The organism is Amycolatopsis sp. cg13 (assembly GCF_041346965.1).
In the GTDB taxonomy this organism is placed as follows: Bacteria; Actinomycetota; Actinomycetes; order Mycobacteriales; family Pseudonocardiaceae; genus Amycolatopsis.
Genome location: NZ_CP166848.1, coordinates 9556524 through 9570082 on the forward strand (window position 1 = coordinate 9556524; position 13559 = coordinate 9570082).

A 13559-nucleotide genomic window follows, 5' to 3' on the forward strand; every position below is an offset into this window, starting at 1 on the left:
TGATCAGGCGTCTGGTCAAGGTCCTTTCGAGGGGCACTCGGACACGAAGAGTCATTCACTCGGTCGTTGCAATAAGACGATCGAGTGTAAATCGTCCGTTAATTCTCGTGACGACCGTCACGATGTGGATACAAGACTCGCTGTGACTCTGTGCAACACCTCACCCGGCGGCTACGTTCAGCGCCCAGTCGAAGTCCCACGCAGGGACCCGCCGTTCCCCGGGAACGTCGCGGGTGGCATTTGGAGGAACGAGTGCAGAGAGCACGACTCACTAAGGTCATCGTGCTGGCCGCGGCGGGAGTCATCTCCCTTGGCGCCTGCTCGGCGCGGACCGGCGGTGACTCGGGTGGCGACAGCGGCGCGCCGCAGGCCGCGGCCCCGTCGGCGGCGGCGAACGCGGCGGACCCGGCGGGAGACGGCAAGGCGCAGTGCGCGCCGACCTCGATCGCCTACGCCGGCACGATCAACGGCGCGAACGCGGCCCTTGGCCAGAACATCCTCAAGGGCGCGAAGCTGGCGGTCGACCAGCACAACAAGGCGAACCCGGGCTGCCAGGTCAAGCTGGAGCAGTTCGACACCGAGGGCACCCCGGACAAGGCGCCGGGCATCGTGACCCAGATCGTCAACACCCCGGGCATCATCGGCGTCATCGGCCTCCCGTTCTCGGGCGAGTCGAAGGCCGCGGGCAACATCTTCAACTCCGCGGGCCTCGTCGCCGTGACCCCGTCCGCGACCAACCCGTCGCTCGCCCAGAACGGCTGGAAGACCTTCTTCCGCGCGCTGGGCAACGACAACGCGCAGGGCCCGGCCGCCGCCAAGTTCATCACCGGCGAGCTCAAGGCCAGCAAGGTCTGCGTCATCGAGGACGACTCCGAGTACGGCACCGGCCTCGCCGCCTCGACCATCAAGGCGCTCGGCGACAAGGCGAGCTGCCAGGACAAGGTCAAGACGAAGCAGACCGACTTCTCCGCCGTGGTCAACAAGATCAAGAACGAGAAGCCGGACGCGATCTTCTACTCGGGCTACTACCAGGAAGCCGCTCCGTTCGCGCAGCAGCTGAACGACTCGGGCGTCAAGGCCAAGTTCGTCGGCCCGGACGGCGTGAAGGACGACCTGTTCGTGAAGGGCGCCGGCGACGCCGCGGCCAACGCGTACTTCACCTGCCCCTGCGTGCCCGCTGACCAGTTCACCAAGTTCACCGACGCCTACAAGGCGGCGACCGGCGCCGACCCGGGCACCTACTCGCCCGAGGCCTACGACGTCGCGACGATCCTGCTGAAGGGCATCGACGCCGGCAAGAAGACCCGCGCCGACCTGCTGGACTTCGTGAAGACCTACGACGGCCAGGGCATCACGAAGCACTTCAAGTGGGACGACCACGGCGAGCTCGCCGCGACCACCGTGTGGACCTACAAGGTGGACAACGGAAAGATCGTCCGCAACACCGAGATCAAGTAGCTCACCGCTTTCGGTTCCAGTACCGGGGTGCGTGCCGGGCGGCTGATCCCGCCGGGCCCGCACCCCGGACCCACATGGAGAACTAGTGTGTCGATGACCCCTGACCTCAGTTCGCTCGTCCTCGCGCAGGGCGGCGGCAGCTGGATCACCTTCGACGTGAATTCGTTCCTGAACCAGTTCTGGGACAACACGATCGACGGTCTTTCCTACGGCAGCATTTACGCGCTCGTGGCGCTGGGCTACACCCTCGTCTACGGCGTGCTCAAACTCATCAACTTCGCCCACTCCGAGGTGTTCATCTACGGCGCCTTCGCGACGTGGTTCACCTTCTACGGCTTGGGTTTCCGCCCCGGCGCGACGCCGGAGCTGCCGATCTTCGAGCTGATCGGCTTCCTGCTGCTCGCGCTCGTCGCGTCGATGGCGGTGTCCGGCGGCACCGCGGTCGTGCTGGAACGCGTGGCCTACCGGCCGCTGCGCAAACGCAAGGCGCCCCGGCTGGTCTTCCTGATCACCGCGATCGGCGCTTCCTTCGTGCTGCAGCAGATCCTCTTCATCTGGCGCGGCGGCAACCCGGAGGACAGCATCCGGCTGCTGCGCAACGACGAGGTGTTCACGATCTTCGGCGGCAGCGTCAAGATCGTCACCATCATCACCGTGATCGCGTCGATCCTGCTGATGATCGGCACGGACATGTTCGTCAACCGCACCAAGTTCGGCCGCGGCATCCGCGCGGTGGCGCAGGACCCGGACACCGCGACGCTGATGGGCGTCAACAAGGAACGCGTCATCACGCTCACGTTCCTCATCGGCGGCCTGCTGGCCGGCGCGGCGGCGCTGTTCTACATGATGAAGATCCCGCAGGGCGCCTCGTACCAGGGCGGTTTCATCCTCGGCATCAAGGCGTTCACCGCCGCGGTGCTCGGCGGCATCGGCAACCTGCGCGGCGCGCTGCTGGGCGGCCTGCTGCTCGGGGTCGTGGAGAACTACGGGCAGTCGCTGTTCGGCGGCGCGTGGCGCGACGTCGTCGCGTTCGCCCTGCTGGTGCTGATCCTGATGTTCCGCCCGACCGGCATTCTCGGCGAATCGCTCGGAAAGGCACGGGTATGACGACGACTACGACGCCGCCCGCCGCTCCGGCGAAGGCGCGCCGCCGTCCCGTTTCGGACTGGTGGAACCGGCTGTCCCGCGTCCAGCAGTGGGGCGTGCTCATCCCGCTGGTGGCGCTGGTCTACCTGCTGCCGGTGCTGAACCCGCCGCTGATCACCACCCAGCCCGGGTACGACTTCCCGATCGCGATGTTCGAGGTGTCCCGCTACGCGCTGGTCGCCATCGGGCTCAACATCGTCGTCGGCCAGGCCGGTCTGCTCGACCTCGGCTACGTCGGGTTCTTCGCGATCGGCGCCTACGTGATGGCGCTCTTCACGAGCCCGGACTCGTCGCTGGCGAAGCTGCCGTTCCTCGTCGTGCTGCCGATCGCGATGGTGGTCACGATGATCTTCGGGGTCATCCTCGGGACGCCGACGCTGCGACTGCGCGGCGACTACCTGGCGATCGTCACGCTGGGCTTCGGCGAGATCGTCCGCCTGCTGGCCGACAACATCGACCCGTTGCGCGGCAACCGCGGTTTCCAGGGCGTCGGGCATCCGCCGGGCGTGAAGGCGGACGGGAATCCGCTCTTCAACAACACCGACGGCATCCCGTGGTACTGGCTCTGCGTCACGATCATCATCGTGATCCTGTTCGTGGTCGGGAACCTGGAGCGCAGCCGCGTCGGCCGCGCGTGGGTCGCGATCCGCGACGACGAGGACGCGGCCGAGATCATGGGCGTGCCGACGTTCAAGTTCAAGATCTGGGCGTTCGTCGGCGGCGCCGCGGTCGGCGGCCTTTCCGGTGCGCTGTACGCGGGGCAATTGGGCTTCGTGAACAACCAGAAGTTCGACGTGGTCACGTCGATGCTGTTCCTGGCCGCGGTCATTCTCGGCGGCGCGGGCAACAAGGTCGGCGTGCTGCTGGGCGCGATCGTGGTGGCGTACGTGCCGCTGCGGTTCCAGGCGATCGCGGAGTACAAGTACCTGATCTTCGGACTCGCGCTGATCGTCCTGATGATCTTTCGCCCGCAGGGCCTCCTCGGCGCGCGGCAGCGGCTGCTTGCGTACGGCAGGCAGGCGTACCAGCGGCTGCTCGGCAAGGGCGAGCAGGTCAGCAGCGACGGTTCGCTGGTGTCCGACAAAGCAGGGGAGAAGGCATGACGGTCCCTGGCAACGGAAACGGGCCCGAGGTCCCGGCCGAGGGCGGCCTCGTGGCCGAGGTCGCGAACATGACCGCCGACGAGCTCGCCGAGCACGAGGCCGAGGTCGCCGAGGTCGTCGCGCCGGACCGGGAGATCCGGGCCGACTACGGGCAGACGCTGCTCAAGGTCGACGACGTCACCGTCCGCTTCGGCGGCCTGGTGGCGCTGGACTCGGTGTCCTTCGAGATCCGGCGCGGCGAGATCCTCGGCCTGATCGGGCCGAACGGCGCGGGCAAGACCACCTGCTTCAACGCGATGACCGGCGTCTACCGGCCGTCCTCGGGGCAGGTGCTGCTCGAGGACAAGCCGCTCGGCAAGGCGTCGCGGCACGGGATCACCCAGCTCGGGATCGCCAGGACGTTCCAGAACATCCGGCTGTTTTCCGAGATGACCGCGCTGGAGAACGTGGTCGTCGGCACCGACGCGCGGCACAAGACCAGCCTGCTCGGCGCGCTCCTGCGGGTCCCGCGGCACCACCGCGAGGAGAAGCAGGCGATCGAGAAGGCCATGGCGCTGCTGGAATTCGTCGGCATCGCCGACCGGGCCGCGGACCGCGCGAAGAACCTGCCCTACGGCTATCAGCGGCGGCTGGAGATCGCGCGGGCGCTCGCTACCGAGCCGAAGCTGCTGTGCCTCGACGAGCCGGCCGCAGGGTTCAACCCGGCGGAGAAGGAAGAGCTCATGGGGCTGATCCGGACGATCCGCGACGACGGCTACACCGTCCTGCTGATCGAACACGACATGAAGCTCGTCATGGGCGTCACCGACCGGATCGTGGTGCTGGAGTTCGGCAAGAAGATCGCCGACGGGCTTCCGTCCGAGATCCGGGAGAACCCCGCCGTGATCGCCGCTTACCTGGGAGTTCCCGACGATGACGTTGCTTGAGCTTTCTGACGTTTCGGTCCACTACGGACGGATCCAGGCCGTGTCCGGGTTGTCCATCACCGTGAACGAGGGCGAGATCGTCACCCTCATCGGGGCGAACGGCGCCGGCAAGTCGACCACGATGCGGGCGATTTCCGGTATCCGGCCCATTTCTGGTGGCGCTATTCGCTTTGACGGCGAGGATATTTCGCGGCTGCGCGGGGATTTGCGGGTGGTGCGCGGGATTTCGCAGGCGCCGGAGGGCCGGGGGATTTTCCCTGGCATGACGGTGCTGGAGAATCTGGACATGGGCGCTTATGCGCGCAAGGACCGGAAGAATCTGCAGCCGGATTTTGATCGGGTTTTCGAGTTGTTTCCGCGGCTGGCTGAGCGGAAGACTCAGGTCGGCGGGACTATGTCCGGGGGTGAGCAGCAGATGCTCGCGATTGGGCGGGCGTTGATGGCTAAGCCTCGGTTGCTGTTGCTGGACGAGCCTTCTATGGGGTTGGCGCCGCAGTTTATTCAGCAGATTTTCCGGATTATCACGGAGATCAATCGGCAGGGGACGACCGTGCTGCTGGTTGAGCAGAATGCGCAGCAGGCGTTGTCTCGGGCTCATCGGGCGTATGTATTGGAGACTGGGCAGATTACGAAGACTGGTACTGGGCAGGAGTTGCTGGCTGATACCAGTATCAAGGAGGCTTATCTCGGGGTTGGGTGATTTCTTGCTCGGCTCGTCGCCTGGCGGCGACATTGCGCACGTTGGTTGCGCGGGGCACCCCGAAGCTTGAGTGTGACTACGGCGCGGGGCTGCTTGTCAAGGCGGGAAAGATGCCTTGACAAGCAGCCCCGCGCCGTGTTTTTGGCTTCGTATCGGGGCGGGGGAGTGTGGCTGCCTGGTTGGGCGGGTGCACTGGCTGCGGTTTAGGGACGTGAGGGGAACCCTGAGGGAATCAGGTTCCCTCAGGGTTCCCCTCACGGCGGTTCTTCGAGAGATCAGGCGCCTGGTGGGCGGTCTCGCACTACGCAGGTGAGCCTTGCGGTGCAGGTGCGGCGGCCCTCGTCATCCGTCAGCACGATCTCCGACGTGATCGTTCCCCGTCCGACATGCAGCGGGGTTGCGACGCCGGTGACAGTGCCCGACCGAACGGCGCGGTGGTGAGTGCAGGACAGCTCAAGGCCCATCGCGGCGCGTTCGGGGCCTGCGTTCAGTGCGGCCAGCACCGAGCCCAGCGCTTCGGCGACGGTGGCGTTCGCGCCGCCGTGGAGGAGGCCGTAGGGCTGGAGGTTGCCTTCGACGGGGATCGTGCCGACGACCCGCTCGGGCGTCATCTCCACGAGCTTCAGCCCGATCTTGTCGTTCAGCTGCTGGCCCGCTGCCGCGGGGTCCATGCCCGCGAACTGGCCCGGCGTGATTTCCGCCGTCTGCTCGGTCACTCTCTGCTCCTCAACCTATGCGACACGCAAGAGTGTCAGACCCTCACCCTAGACTCGCCCCCGTGAGCCCGACCGAGAACCGAACCGTTGCCAACGCCACAGGCGCCGCCGCCGCGAAAGACCGCCCCCGGCTGCTGCTGATCGACGGCCATTCGATGGCCTATCGCGCCTTCTTCGCCCTGCCCGCGGAGAATTTCCGCACGAAGACCGGGCAGGTCACCAACGCGGTCTTCGGCTTCACCTCGATGCTCATCAACCTGCTGCGCGACGAGAAGCCGACGCACCTCGCGGTGGCCTTCGACCTCTCGCGCAAGACCTTCCGGTCGGAGACGTACGCCGACTACAAGGCCAACCGCAGCGCCACGCCGGACGAGTTCCGCGGGCAGGTCGACCTGGTGAAGGAGGTGCTCGAGGTACTCGGCATCCCGTCGCTCACGAAGGAGAACTACGAGGCCGACGACGTCATCGCCACGCTCACCACGCAAGCCGGCGAAGACTACGACGTCCTGATCTGTACCGGCGACCGCGACGCGTTGCAGCTGGTCACCGATCGGGTGACCGTTTTGTACCCCAAGCGGGGCGTCTCCGACCTCGTGCGGTTCACGCCGGACGCGGTCGAGGAAAAATACGGCCTCACCCCGACCCAGTACCCGGACTTCGCGGCGCTGCGCGGCGACCCGTCGGACAACCTGCCCGGCATCCCCGGCGTGGGGGAGAAGACCGCGGCCAAGTGGATCCGGCAGTTCGGGTCGCTGGCCGACCTGATCGACCGGGTCGACGAGGTCAAGGGCAAGGTCGGCAACGCGCTGCGCGAGCACCTGTCGTCGGTCCAGCTCAACCGCCAGCTCACCGAGCTGGTCCGCGACGTGCCGCTGGAGTCCGTGCCGGATCAGCTGGAGTTGCGGCCCTGGGACCGCGAGGCGGTGCACCGGCTGTTCGACGAGCTGGAGTTCCGCGTGCTGCGCGACCGGCTTTTCGAGACCCTGAGCAGCGCCGAACCGGAGGCCGACGAGGGCTTCGAGGTGTCCGGCTCCGCGCTCGCGCCGGGCGCGCTCGGCGCGTGGCTCGAAGCGCACGCCGGTGCGGCCGAGCCGGTCGCGCTGTCGTTCCGGGCGACCGGCGCTTCCGTCCGCTCCGACCTCAAGGCGGTCGCCTTCGCGACGGCTGACGGCGAGGGCGCGTACGTCGACGTCACCGCGATGGACGAGGCGGACGACCGGGCGCTGTCGGCGTGGCTCGCGGACCCGAAGGTCCGCAAGATCGGCCACGACCTGAAGGTGCCGCTGCACGCGGTGCGCGCCCGCGGCTGGACGTTCGCCGGGCTCACCATGGACACCGCGCTCGCCGCGTACCTCGCGCGCCCGGGCCAGCGCACGTTCGGACTCGACGACCTGGCGCTGCGCTACCTGCACCGTGAGCTGCGCTCGGAAGCCGGAGACGGCGACGGTCAGCTGTCGCTGCTCGACGGCGGCGCGGACGAGCTGGAGCAGAAGGAAATTTCCGCCGAACTGGTGAAAGCGCGCGCGATCTTCGAGCTGGCCGGCGCGCTGACCACCGAGCTGGAGGAACTGGGCGGCGCGAAGCTGCTGGCCGAGCTGGAACTGCCGCTGCTGGAAGTGATCACCGAACTCGAAGCGGCGGGCATCGCGGTCGACGTCGACCAGCTCACCGAGCTGGAGGCGCACTACCTCAGCCGCGTGACGCAGGCCGCGGACTCCGCGTACGAAGTGATCGGCAAGCAGATCAACCTCGGTTCGCCGAAGCAGCTGCAGGTGGTGCTGTTCGACGAGCTGGGCATGCCGAAGACCAAGCGCACCAAGACCGGCTACACCACCGACGCGGACGCGCTGCAGTCGCTGTTCGAGAAGACCGAGCACCCGTTCCTGCAGCACATGCTGGAACACCGCGACGCGACGCGGCTGCGCACCACGGTCGAGGGCCTCATCAAATCGGTCGCCGACGACGGGCGCATCCACACCACGCTGCAGCAGACGATCGCGGCCACCGGACGGCTTTCGTCGGTCGAGCCGAACCTGCAGAACATCCCGGTGCGCACCGAGGAAGGCAGGCGCATCCGCGACGCGTTCGTGGTCGGCGACGGCTACGCCGAGCTGATGACCGCGGACTACAGCCAGATCGAAATGCGGATCATGGCGCACCTGTCGAAGGACGAGGGCCTCATCGAAGCCTTCAACAGCGGCGAGGACCTGCACACGTTCGTCGCGTCGCGCGCGTTTTCCGTGCCTGCCGCGGAAATCACGCCGGAACAGCGCTACCGCGTCAAGGCGATGTCGTACGGGCTCGCGTACGGCTTGTCGGCGTACGGCTTGTCGCAGCAGCTGAAGATCTCGACGGAAGACGCGAAAGAGCAGATGGAGGCGTACTTCTCGCGGTTCGGCGGGGTGCGCGACTACCTGCAGTCGGTCGTCGGCGAGGCTGCGAAGCGCGGGTACACCGAGACGATTTTCGGCCGCCGTCGCTACCTGCCGGACCTGAACAGCGACAACCGCCAGCGCCGCGAAATGGCCGAGCGGATGGCGCTGAACGCCCCGATCCAGGGCAGTGCGGCGGACATCATCAAGGTGGCGATGCTGAACGTGCACCGCGCCCTCGCCGAAGCGGGGTCGCGCAGCCGCGTGCTGCTGCAGGTCCACGACGAACTGGTCCTGGAAATCGCCGACGGCGAGCGCTCGGACGTCGAAAAGCTGGTCCGTGAGGGCATGGGCTCGGCCGCGGAACTGGCGGTGCCGCTGGAGGTTTCGGTCGGATACGGGCGGTCGTGGAACGAGGCCGCACACTGACCCGCTGAGCGGAGGAGCACGCCCGGGGCCGGCGACCGGCCCCTGGCAGCAGGCGGGTGGATCTCGCGGCCGGACACGGAATCGGCGGTGCGGGAGTTCGCGAGTCGGCGGCGCGGCGACGGAATCCGGCCGGGCGGTCGCGGGGCTGGGGAGCGAGTCGGCGGCGCGGGGGCTCGCGTGGCGGCGAAATGCGGCTGGGCGGTTGCGGGACTGCGAACGGAATCGGCGGTGCGGGAGCGCCCGAACCAGCGGCGCGGCGACGGAATCTGGCTGGACGGTCGCGGGGCGGCGACCGCAACGGGATCGGTGCTGCGCCCGTTCGGGCAAACACGCGGGCAGCGGTGTGGCCGATCAAATCCGGTCTGTCGTTGCAGTTCATCAGAGCGGGCAACGGCATCTGTGCGGTCTCCGCTCGGACGAGCCCGAATCGGCGGCGCGGCTGAACCCGAACCCCGGCGCGCCCCCACGCGAACAACATCCGCCGCAACGAAATCGGCGAAAAAACCGGCCAAGCGAGCATGAATCAGCACCCCGACTCAAACCGGCTGCCGGTCCCGGCGATCCGCTTCGCGCCTGGCGCGGAAACCCGACAGCCCGCCCCCGGTCCGGTAGCCGAGAGTCAGCCCCGCCCGCGCCAAAAGGGTTTCTGTCCAGCCGCCAACACGAAGCGACCCCGGAGAAACCGGTGTCACCCACGAGAAGTGCCGCGACGCCGCTGAACGGGTGAGGTTGCTGCTCCAGCGTGGGCCACTTTCCGCGAACGCCGCCCGGCCCGCAACGGGCTCGGCGTAGGGTCCACCCGTGGGGTACCAGGCCGAGCGTCGACGCTGGCGGGTTCGCCTGCGCGACCGCACGGGCGGGATCCGCGGGGCAGGCACCATGCTCGACGAGGACCATGTGCTCACCTGCGCGCACGTCGTCGAGCGGGCGGGCGGGCCGGACGCGGACGTCCTGGTCGATTTCGTCGGGCTGCCCGGCACTCCGGTCGGCGTCGGCCGCGTGGTTCCGGGGGCTTGGGTGCCGCCGGGGCGGGACGAGCGCGGCGACATCGCGGTGCTGCGGTTGGCCGAACGGGTGCCGGGAGCATGGGGCGCGCCGTTGTACCGGATGCCGTTGTCGGACGGCCAAGCCGTGCGCGCCTACGGGTTTCCGGCGGGCGCGGACGAAGGGCTGTGGACGTTCGGCGAACTCGCCGGCGAAGGCGGGCCCGGCTGCGAATGGGTGCAGCTCGCCCGCAAGAACGACGACCAGCCGATCACCGGCGGGTTCAGCGGCACCGCCGTGCTCGACGAGGAGACCGGCCGCGTGGTCGGCATGGTGGTGTCGCGGTACAAGGCCGAGGGCGAGCGGGTCGCGTGGATGATCCCGGTCGAGACCATTCTCGGCTACCTCGGCGCGGACCGGTGGGGGCAGGGGAGTCCGGCCGTCGACCAGACCTTCGGCCGCGAACTCGACCGGGTGCCTTACGATCCGCAGTTCGCGCGCGAGGTCGTGGGCTGGTTCGGCGAGGGGCACGGCGTGTGGATCGTCGTGACCGGCGAGGTCGGGTCCGCGAAAGCCGCTGCGCTGGACCTCGCGGTGGTGCTCGCCGACCGCGAGCGTTCCGCTGCGGCGAACGAACTGCGCGACACCCTGGCCAAAGAAACCTTGCCGCCAGCGGGAAGTGTCGATCTCGCGGTGGACGCGGCGGGCAAAACCTCCGATCAGGTACGGCAGCGGCTCGCAGAACGCCTGGACCTCACGTTGGACAACGGCTCGACGCATTCCGGCATCGGCCGCACCGTGGTGGTGAACGCGATCGACGACGCAGCCGAGCCGGAGCAGCTGATCGGCGAGGTGATCGCGCCGCTCGCGGACCGCGCCGGGCGACTGGGGATCCGGCTCGCGCTCGGGTTCCGCCGGGAGTCGTCGCCGGGGCTGACGGAGCTGCGGTCGCGCCGGAACGGGGCGCGGCCGGACGGACTGGCTCGGCGGATTTCCGCGCTGGACAAGCAGATCGACGAGCTCGCCGCGATCGAGGAGCACATCGCCGAACTGGCTCCGCGCTTCGCGCTGAACGACATTCCGCCGCCGCGAGTGCGTCGGCGCCGGGGCGCGGTGATCCGGTTGCAGGAAGCCGCGGATCTCGGGGAGGTCGCGTGGGCGGAGCGATACGTCGAGAAAGTCGCCAGCGTGGTGGCTGCCGATCTGACTGCGGCGAAAAGCGCCCGTGATCGGCTCGACGCCGCGCATGAGCGCCGCACCGAGTTGCGGTTTCGGCTCGACGGCTACGGAGAGCGTGCCCGCGCAGCAGGCCGGGTCGAGGATCCGCTGCTGGATTCGTTGTATGCCAACGCTTGGCAGTTGCTGTACGAGGGCGCGTGCGATCCGGAGGCGGCTGCGGCGGCGGTCGAGGAGTTCGGTGCCGCGGTGCGCAAGGGGAATCGATGACGGCCTGCGCGCGCCCGAACTGTTCCGGCACGATCAGCCGCGCCGGGTTCTGCGCGAAATGCGGCTGGGCACCGGGATCCGAGCCGAAGAAACCGGCCCCGAAAGCCGACGCGACGCTCGTCATTCCCGCTCCTGGCGCGAGCCGCATCGCCGACACGGTCGTCACGCGAGAGCAGCAGACCGCCGGTCACGGCACCGGCGACGACTACATCCCGCTCCCCGTGGTCGTCCTGCCGGACATCGCCGGGCGAGTCCTCGCCGATCCGCACGTCGCCGAGGACGAACGGCATTGCGGCAAACGCGGCTGCGGCGCGCCGGTCGGCCGCTCGACCGGCGGCCGTCCCGCGCGCACCGAAGGCTTCTGCTCGCAATGTGGCACGCCGTTTTCCTTCTCTCCCAAGCTGTTTCCGGACGACGTGGTGGACGGCCGCTACCAGGTGCACGGCTGCATCGCCCGCGGCGGGCTCGGCTATGTGTACCTCGGCACCGATCTGCGGCTGAAGCAGTACGTCGCGCTGAAAGGCCTGCTCAACACCGGCGACGAGGCCGCGGTGCGGATCGCCGAGACCGAGAGCCAGGTGCTGACCTCGCTCGACCATCCGAACATCGTCCGGATCCACGACGTCGCCACGCATCCGGACCCGCACGGCGGACCCGACGCGCGCTACATCGTCATGGAGTTCGTCGACGGCCTCCCGCTGGCCGAGGTGATGCGGCGCGGCCGCGCGATGCTCGACGGACCCGAGGGCAGGCTGCTCGTCGAGCACGTCGTGGCCTACGGCCGGGAGATCCTCACCGCGCTCGGCTACTTGCACGAGCAGGGGCTGCTGTACTGCGATCTCAGTCCGCAGAACGTGATCCACGGCGAGAAACGGGTCAAGCTGATCGATTTCGGCGCGATCCGCAAGATCGGCGACCAGACCAGCCCGATCGTCGGCAACCCGCGGTTCCAGATAGGCGCGACCGAACTCGACGAACACGGGCTCACCGTGCGCTCGGACATCCACACCGTCGGCGCGACGCTGCGCGACCTGTTCCGCTGCAGCGACGGCTGGCCGCATCCGGCCGACAAACGGATCGCGCTCGGCGTCGAATCCTTCACGCAGGTGCTCGATCGCGCGACCGGCCCGTACGAGCACCGCTTCGCCACCACCGGCGAAATGCTCGTGCAGCTCGACGGGGTACTGCACGAGATCCTTTCGCTGCGCGACCGCCAATCGCGCCCGTCGATCTCCACGCTGTTCACCGAAGCGGCGGTGCTGCTGGACGCCGGGCTCGGCCAGCCAAGACCGGTCGGGGAGTGGGTACGCCGTGCTCGGCGCAGCGCAGGCCCGCTCGGCGCGCTGCCCGAACCGTTCGACATCGCGCTCGGATTGCCGGTGCCGCACGAGGATCCGCACGACCCAGCGATCACCTTCCTGCGCACCGTCCGCGCGCCGGATCCCGCGCGGCTGCTGAAGAAACTCGAACGCGCGGACTCGACCGTCGAGGTGGAGCTGCGCCGCTGCCGGGCCTGGCTCGAACTGTCCGAAGTGGACTCAACCGGTGCCGAGCAGGCCGGCCAACGCGTGGACGCCGCCGAAAAGCTGCTCGGCGCCCGGGCCAAACACGACTGGCGGATCGCTTGGCATCGCGGGTTGGTCGCGCTCGCCGCCGGAGCCGTGGAGACCGCGCAGACCTGGTTCGAACGCGTGCACCGCGACATCCCGGGCGAGGAGACGCCGAAGCTCGCGCTCGGCCTGTGCGCGGAGCACTGCGGCGGGCCGAAGCGAGCGGCGCGCTACTACGACGCGCTGTGGGTGCGGGACCATCTGCAGGTCAACGCCGTTTTCGGGCTGGCTCGCGGGCATCTGCAACTGGACGAGCGCACGGCGGCGGTGGACCTGCTGGACCAGGTCCCGGAGTACTCGCGGCACGACGAGGCGGCGCGGATCGCCGGAATCCGCGTGCGCGCCGGAATCCTGCCGGTCGGGGACGCGCTGCCGAGCATCGAGGACCTGACCGAGGCGATCGACCGGCTGTCCGCGCTGGAGCTGGACCGCGACACCGCGGACCGGCTCACCGCCGAGGTCCGCGAGAGCGCGCTGCGGTGCTTCGCCGCCGGGATGCGCGGCATGCCGCCCGGCCCGGTCCTCGGCGATCGCCTCGACGAGCACGGGCTGCGGCTGCTGGTGGAGCAGTCGTACCGGCGGATCGCGCGCCGGGCCGGTTCGGCGGAGTACCACGACGCGTTGGTCGACCGGGCGAACGAGACGAGGCCGACGACCTGGGTGTAGGCG

At 68.7% G+C, this 13559-nt stretch carries 9 protein-coding genes; 8 read left to right on the forward strand and 1 reads right to left on the reverse strand.

The genetic code is table 11. From position 1 onward, the window contains the following. Nucleotides 1–282 precede the first annotated feature (282 nt). The 5 genes from AB5I40_RS44720 (at nt 283) to AB5I40_RS44740 (ending at nt 5333) form a co-directional block, all read left to right on the forward strand. The gene (locus AB5I40_RS44720; protein WP_370940727.1) at nt 283–1458 is read left to right on the forward strand and encodes a branched-chain amino acid ABC transporter substrate-binding protein; all 1176 of its coding nucleotides are present in this window, start codon (nt 283–285) and stop codon (nt 1456–1458) included. Between the two features lie 93 nt (nt 1459–1551). Further along, nucleotides 1552–2565, forward strand: a complete 1014-nt coding sequence (locus AB5I40_RS44725) for a branched-chain amino acid ABC transporter permease (protein WP_370936244.1) — start codon at nt 1552–1554, stop codon at nt 2563–2565. Beyond that, entirely contained in the window at nt 2562–3707 is a 1146-nt protein-coding gene (locus AB5I40_RS44730) for a branched-chain amino acid ABC transporter permease (RefSeq protein ID WP_370936245.1), read from the forward strand. The genes AB5I40_RS44725 and AB5I40_RS44730 overlap by 4 nt, the downstream gene beginning before the upstream one ends. Further along, the gene (locus tag AB5I40_RS44735) at nt 3704–4633 is read left to right on the forward strand and encodes an ABC transporter ATP-binding protein (protein WP_370936246.1); all 930 of its coding nucleotides are present in this window, start codon (nt 3704–3706) and stop codon (nt 4631–4633) included. The genes AB5I40_RS44730 and AB5I40_RS44735 overlap by 4 nt, the downstream gene beginning before the upstream one ends. Further along, entirely contained in the window at nt 4620–5333 is a 714-nt protein-coding gene (locus AB5I40_RS44740) for an ABC transporter ATP-binding protein (RefSeq protein WP_116203489.1), read from the forward strand. Before AB5I40_RS44735 ends, AB5I40_RS44740 begins: the two co-directional genes overlap by 14 nt. A 275-nt stretch (nt 5334–5608) precedes the next feature. On the opposite strand, the gene AB5I40_RS44745 is transcribed toward AB5I40_RS44740, so the two are convergent. Next, nucleotides 5609–6004 (reverse strand): PaaI family thioesterase, encoded by a 396-nt coding sequence (locus AB5I40_RS44745; protein ID WP_370940728.1) that lies wholly within the window; start codon nt 6002–6004, stop codon nt 5609–5611. Between the two features lie 107 nt (nt 6005–6111). Here AB5I40_RS44745 and polA point away from each other — a divergent pair, with 107 nt between their 5' ends. The 3 genes from polA to AB5I40_RS44760 all read left to right on the forward strand — a co-directional run bounded on the left by polA (nt 6112) and on the right by AB5I40_RS44760 (nt 13556). Further along, complete coding sequence (gene polA, locus AB5I40_RS44750) at nt 6112–8850, forward strand: DNA polymerase I (protein ID WP_370936247.1); 2739 nt, start codon at nt 6112–6114, stop codon at nt 8848–8850. Nucleotides 8851–9651: 801 nt separating this feature from the next. Continuing rightward, nucleotides 9652–11280, forward strand: a complete 1629-nt coding sequence (locus tag AB5I40_RS44755; protein ID WP_370936248.1) for a serine protease — start codon at nt 9652–9654, stop codon at nt 11278–11280. Continuing rightward, on the forward strand, nt 11277–13556 hold the full coding sequence (locus tag AB5I40_RS44760; protein WP_370936249.1) for a tetratricopeptide repeat protein: 2280 nt from the start codon (nt 11277–11279) through the stop codon (nt 13554–13556). The genes AB5I40_RS44755 and AB5I40_RS44760 overlap by 4 nt, the downstream gene beginning before the upstream one ends. The last annotated feature ends 3 nt before the right edge of the window (nt 13557–13559 follow it).

What these genes read in the sequence shown, in the direction of transcription:
- AB5I40_RS44725 (WP_370936244.1), top strand. Translation starts at nt 1,552, where the DNA reads ATGACCCCTGACCTCAGTTCGCTCGTCCTCGCGCAGGGCGGCGGCAGC.
- AB5I40_RS44730 (WP_370936245.1), top strand. Translation starts at nt 2,562, where the DNA reads ATGACGACGACTACGACGCCGCCCGCCGCTCCGGCGAAGGCGCGCCGC.
- AB5I40_RS44735 (WP_370936246.1), top strand. Translation starts at nt 3,704, where the DNA reads ATGACGGTCCCTGGCAACGGAAACGGGCCCGAGGTCCCGGCCGAGGGC.
- AB5I40_RS44740 (WP_116203489.1), top strand. Translation starts at nt 4,620, where the DNA reads ATGACGTTGCTTGAGCTTTCTGACGTTTCGGTCCACTACGGACGGATC.
- AB5I40_RS44745 (WP_370940728.1), bottom strand. Translation starts at nt 6,004, where the DNA reads ATGGACCCCGCGGCAGCGGGCCAGCAGCTGAACGACAAGATCGGGCTG.
- AB5I40_RS44760 (WP_370936249.1), top strand. Translation starts at nt 11,277, where the DNA reads ATGACGGCCTGCGCGCGCCCGAACTGTTCCGGCACGATCAGCCGCGCC.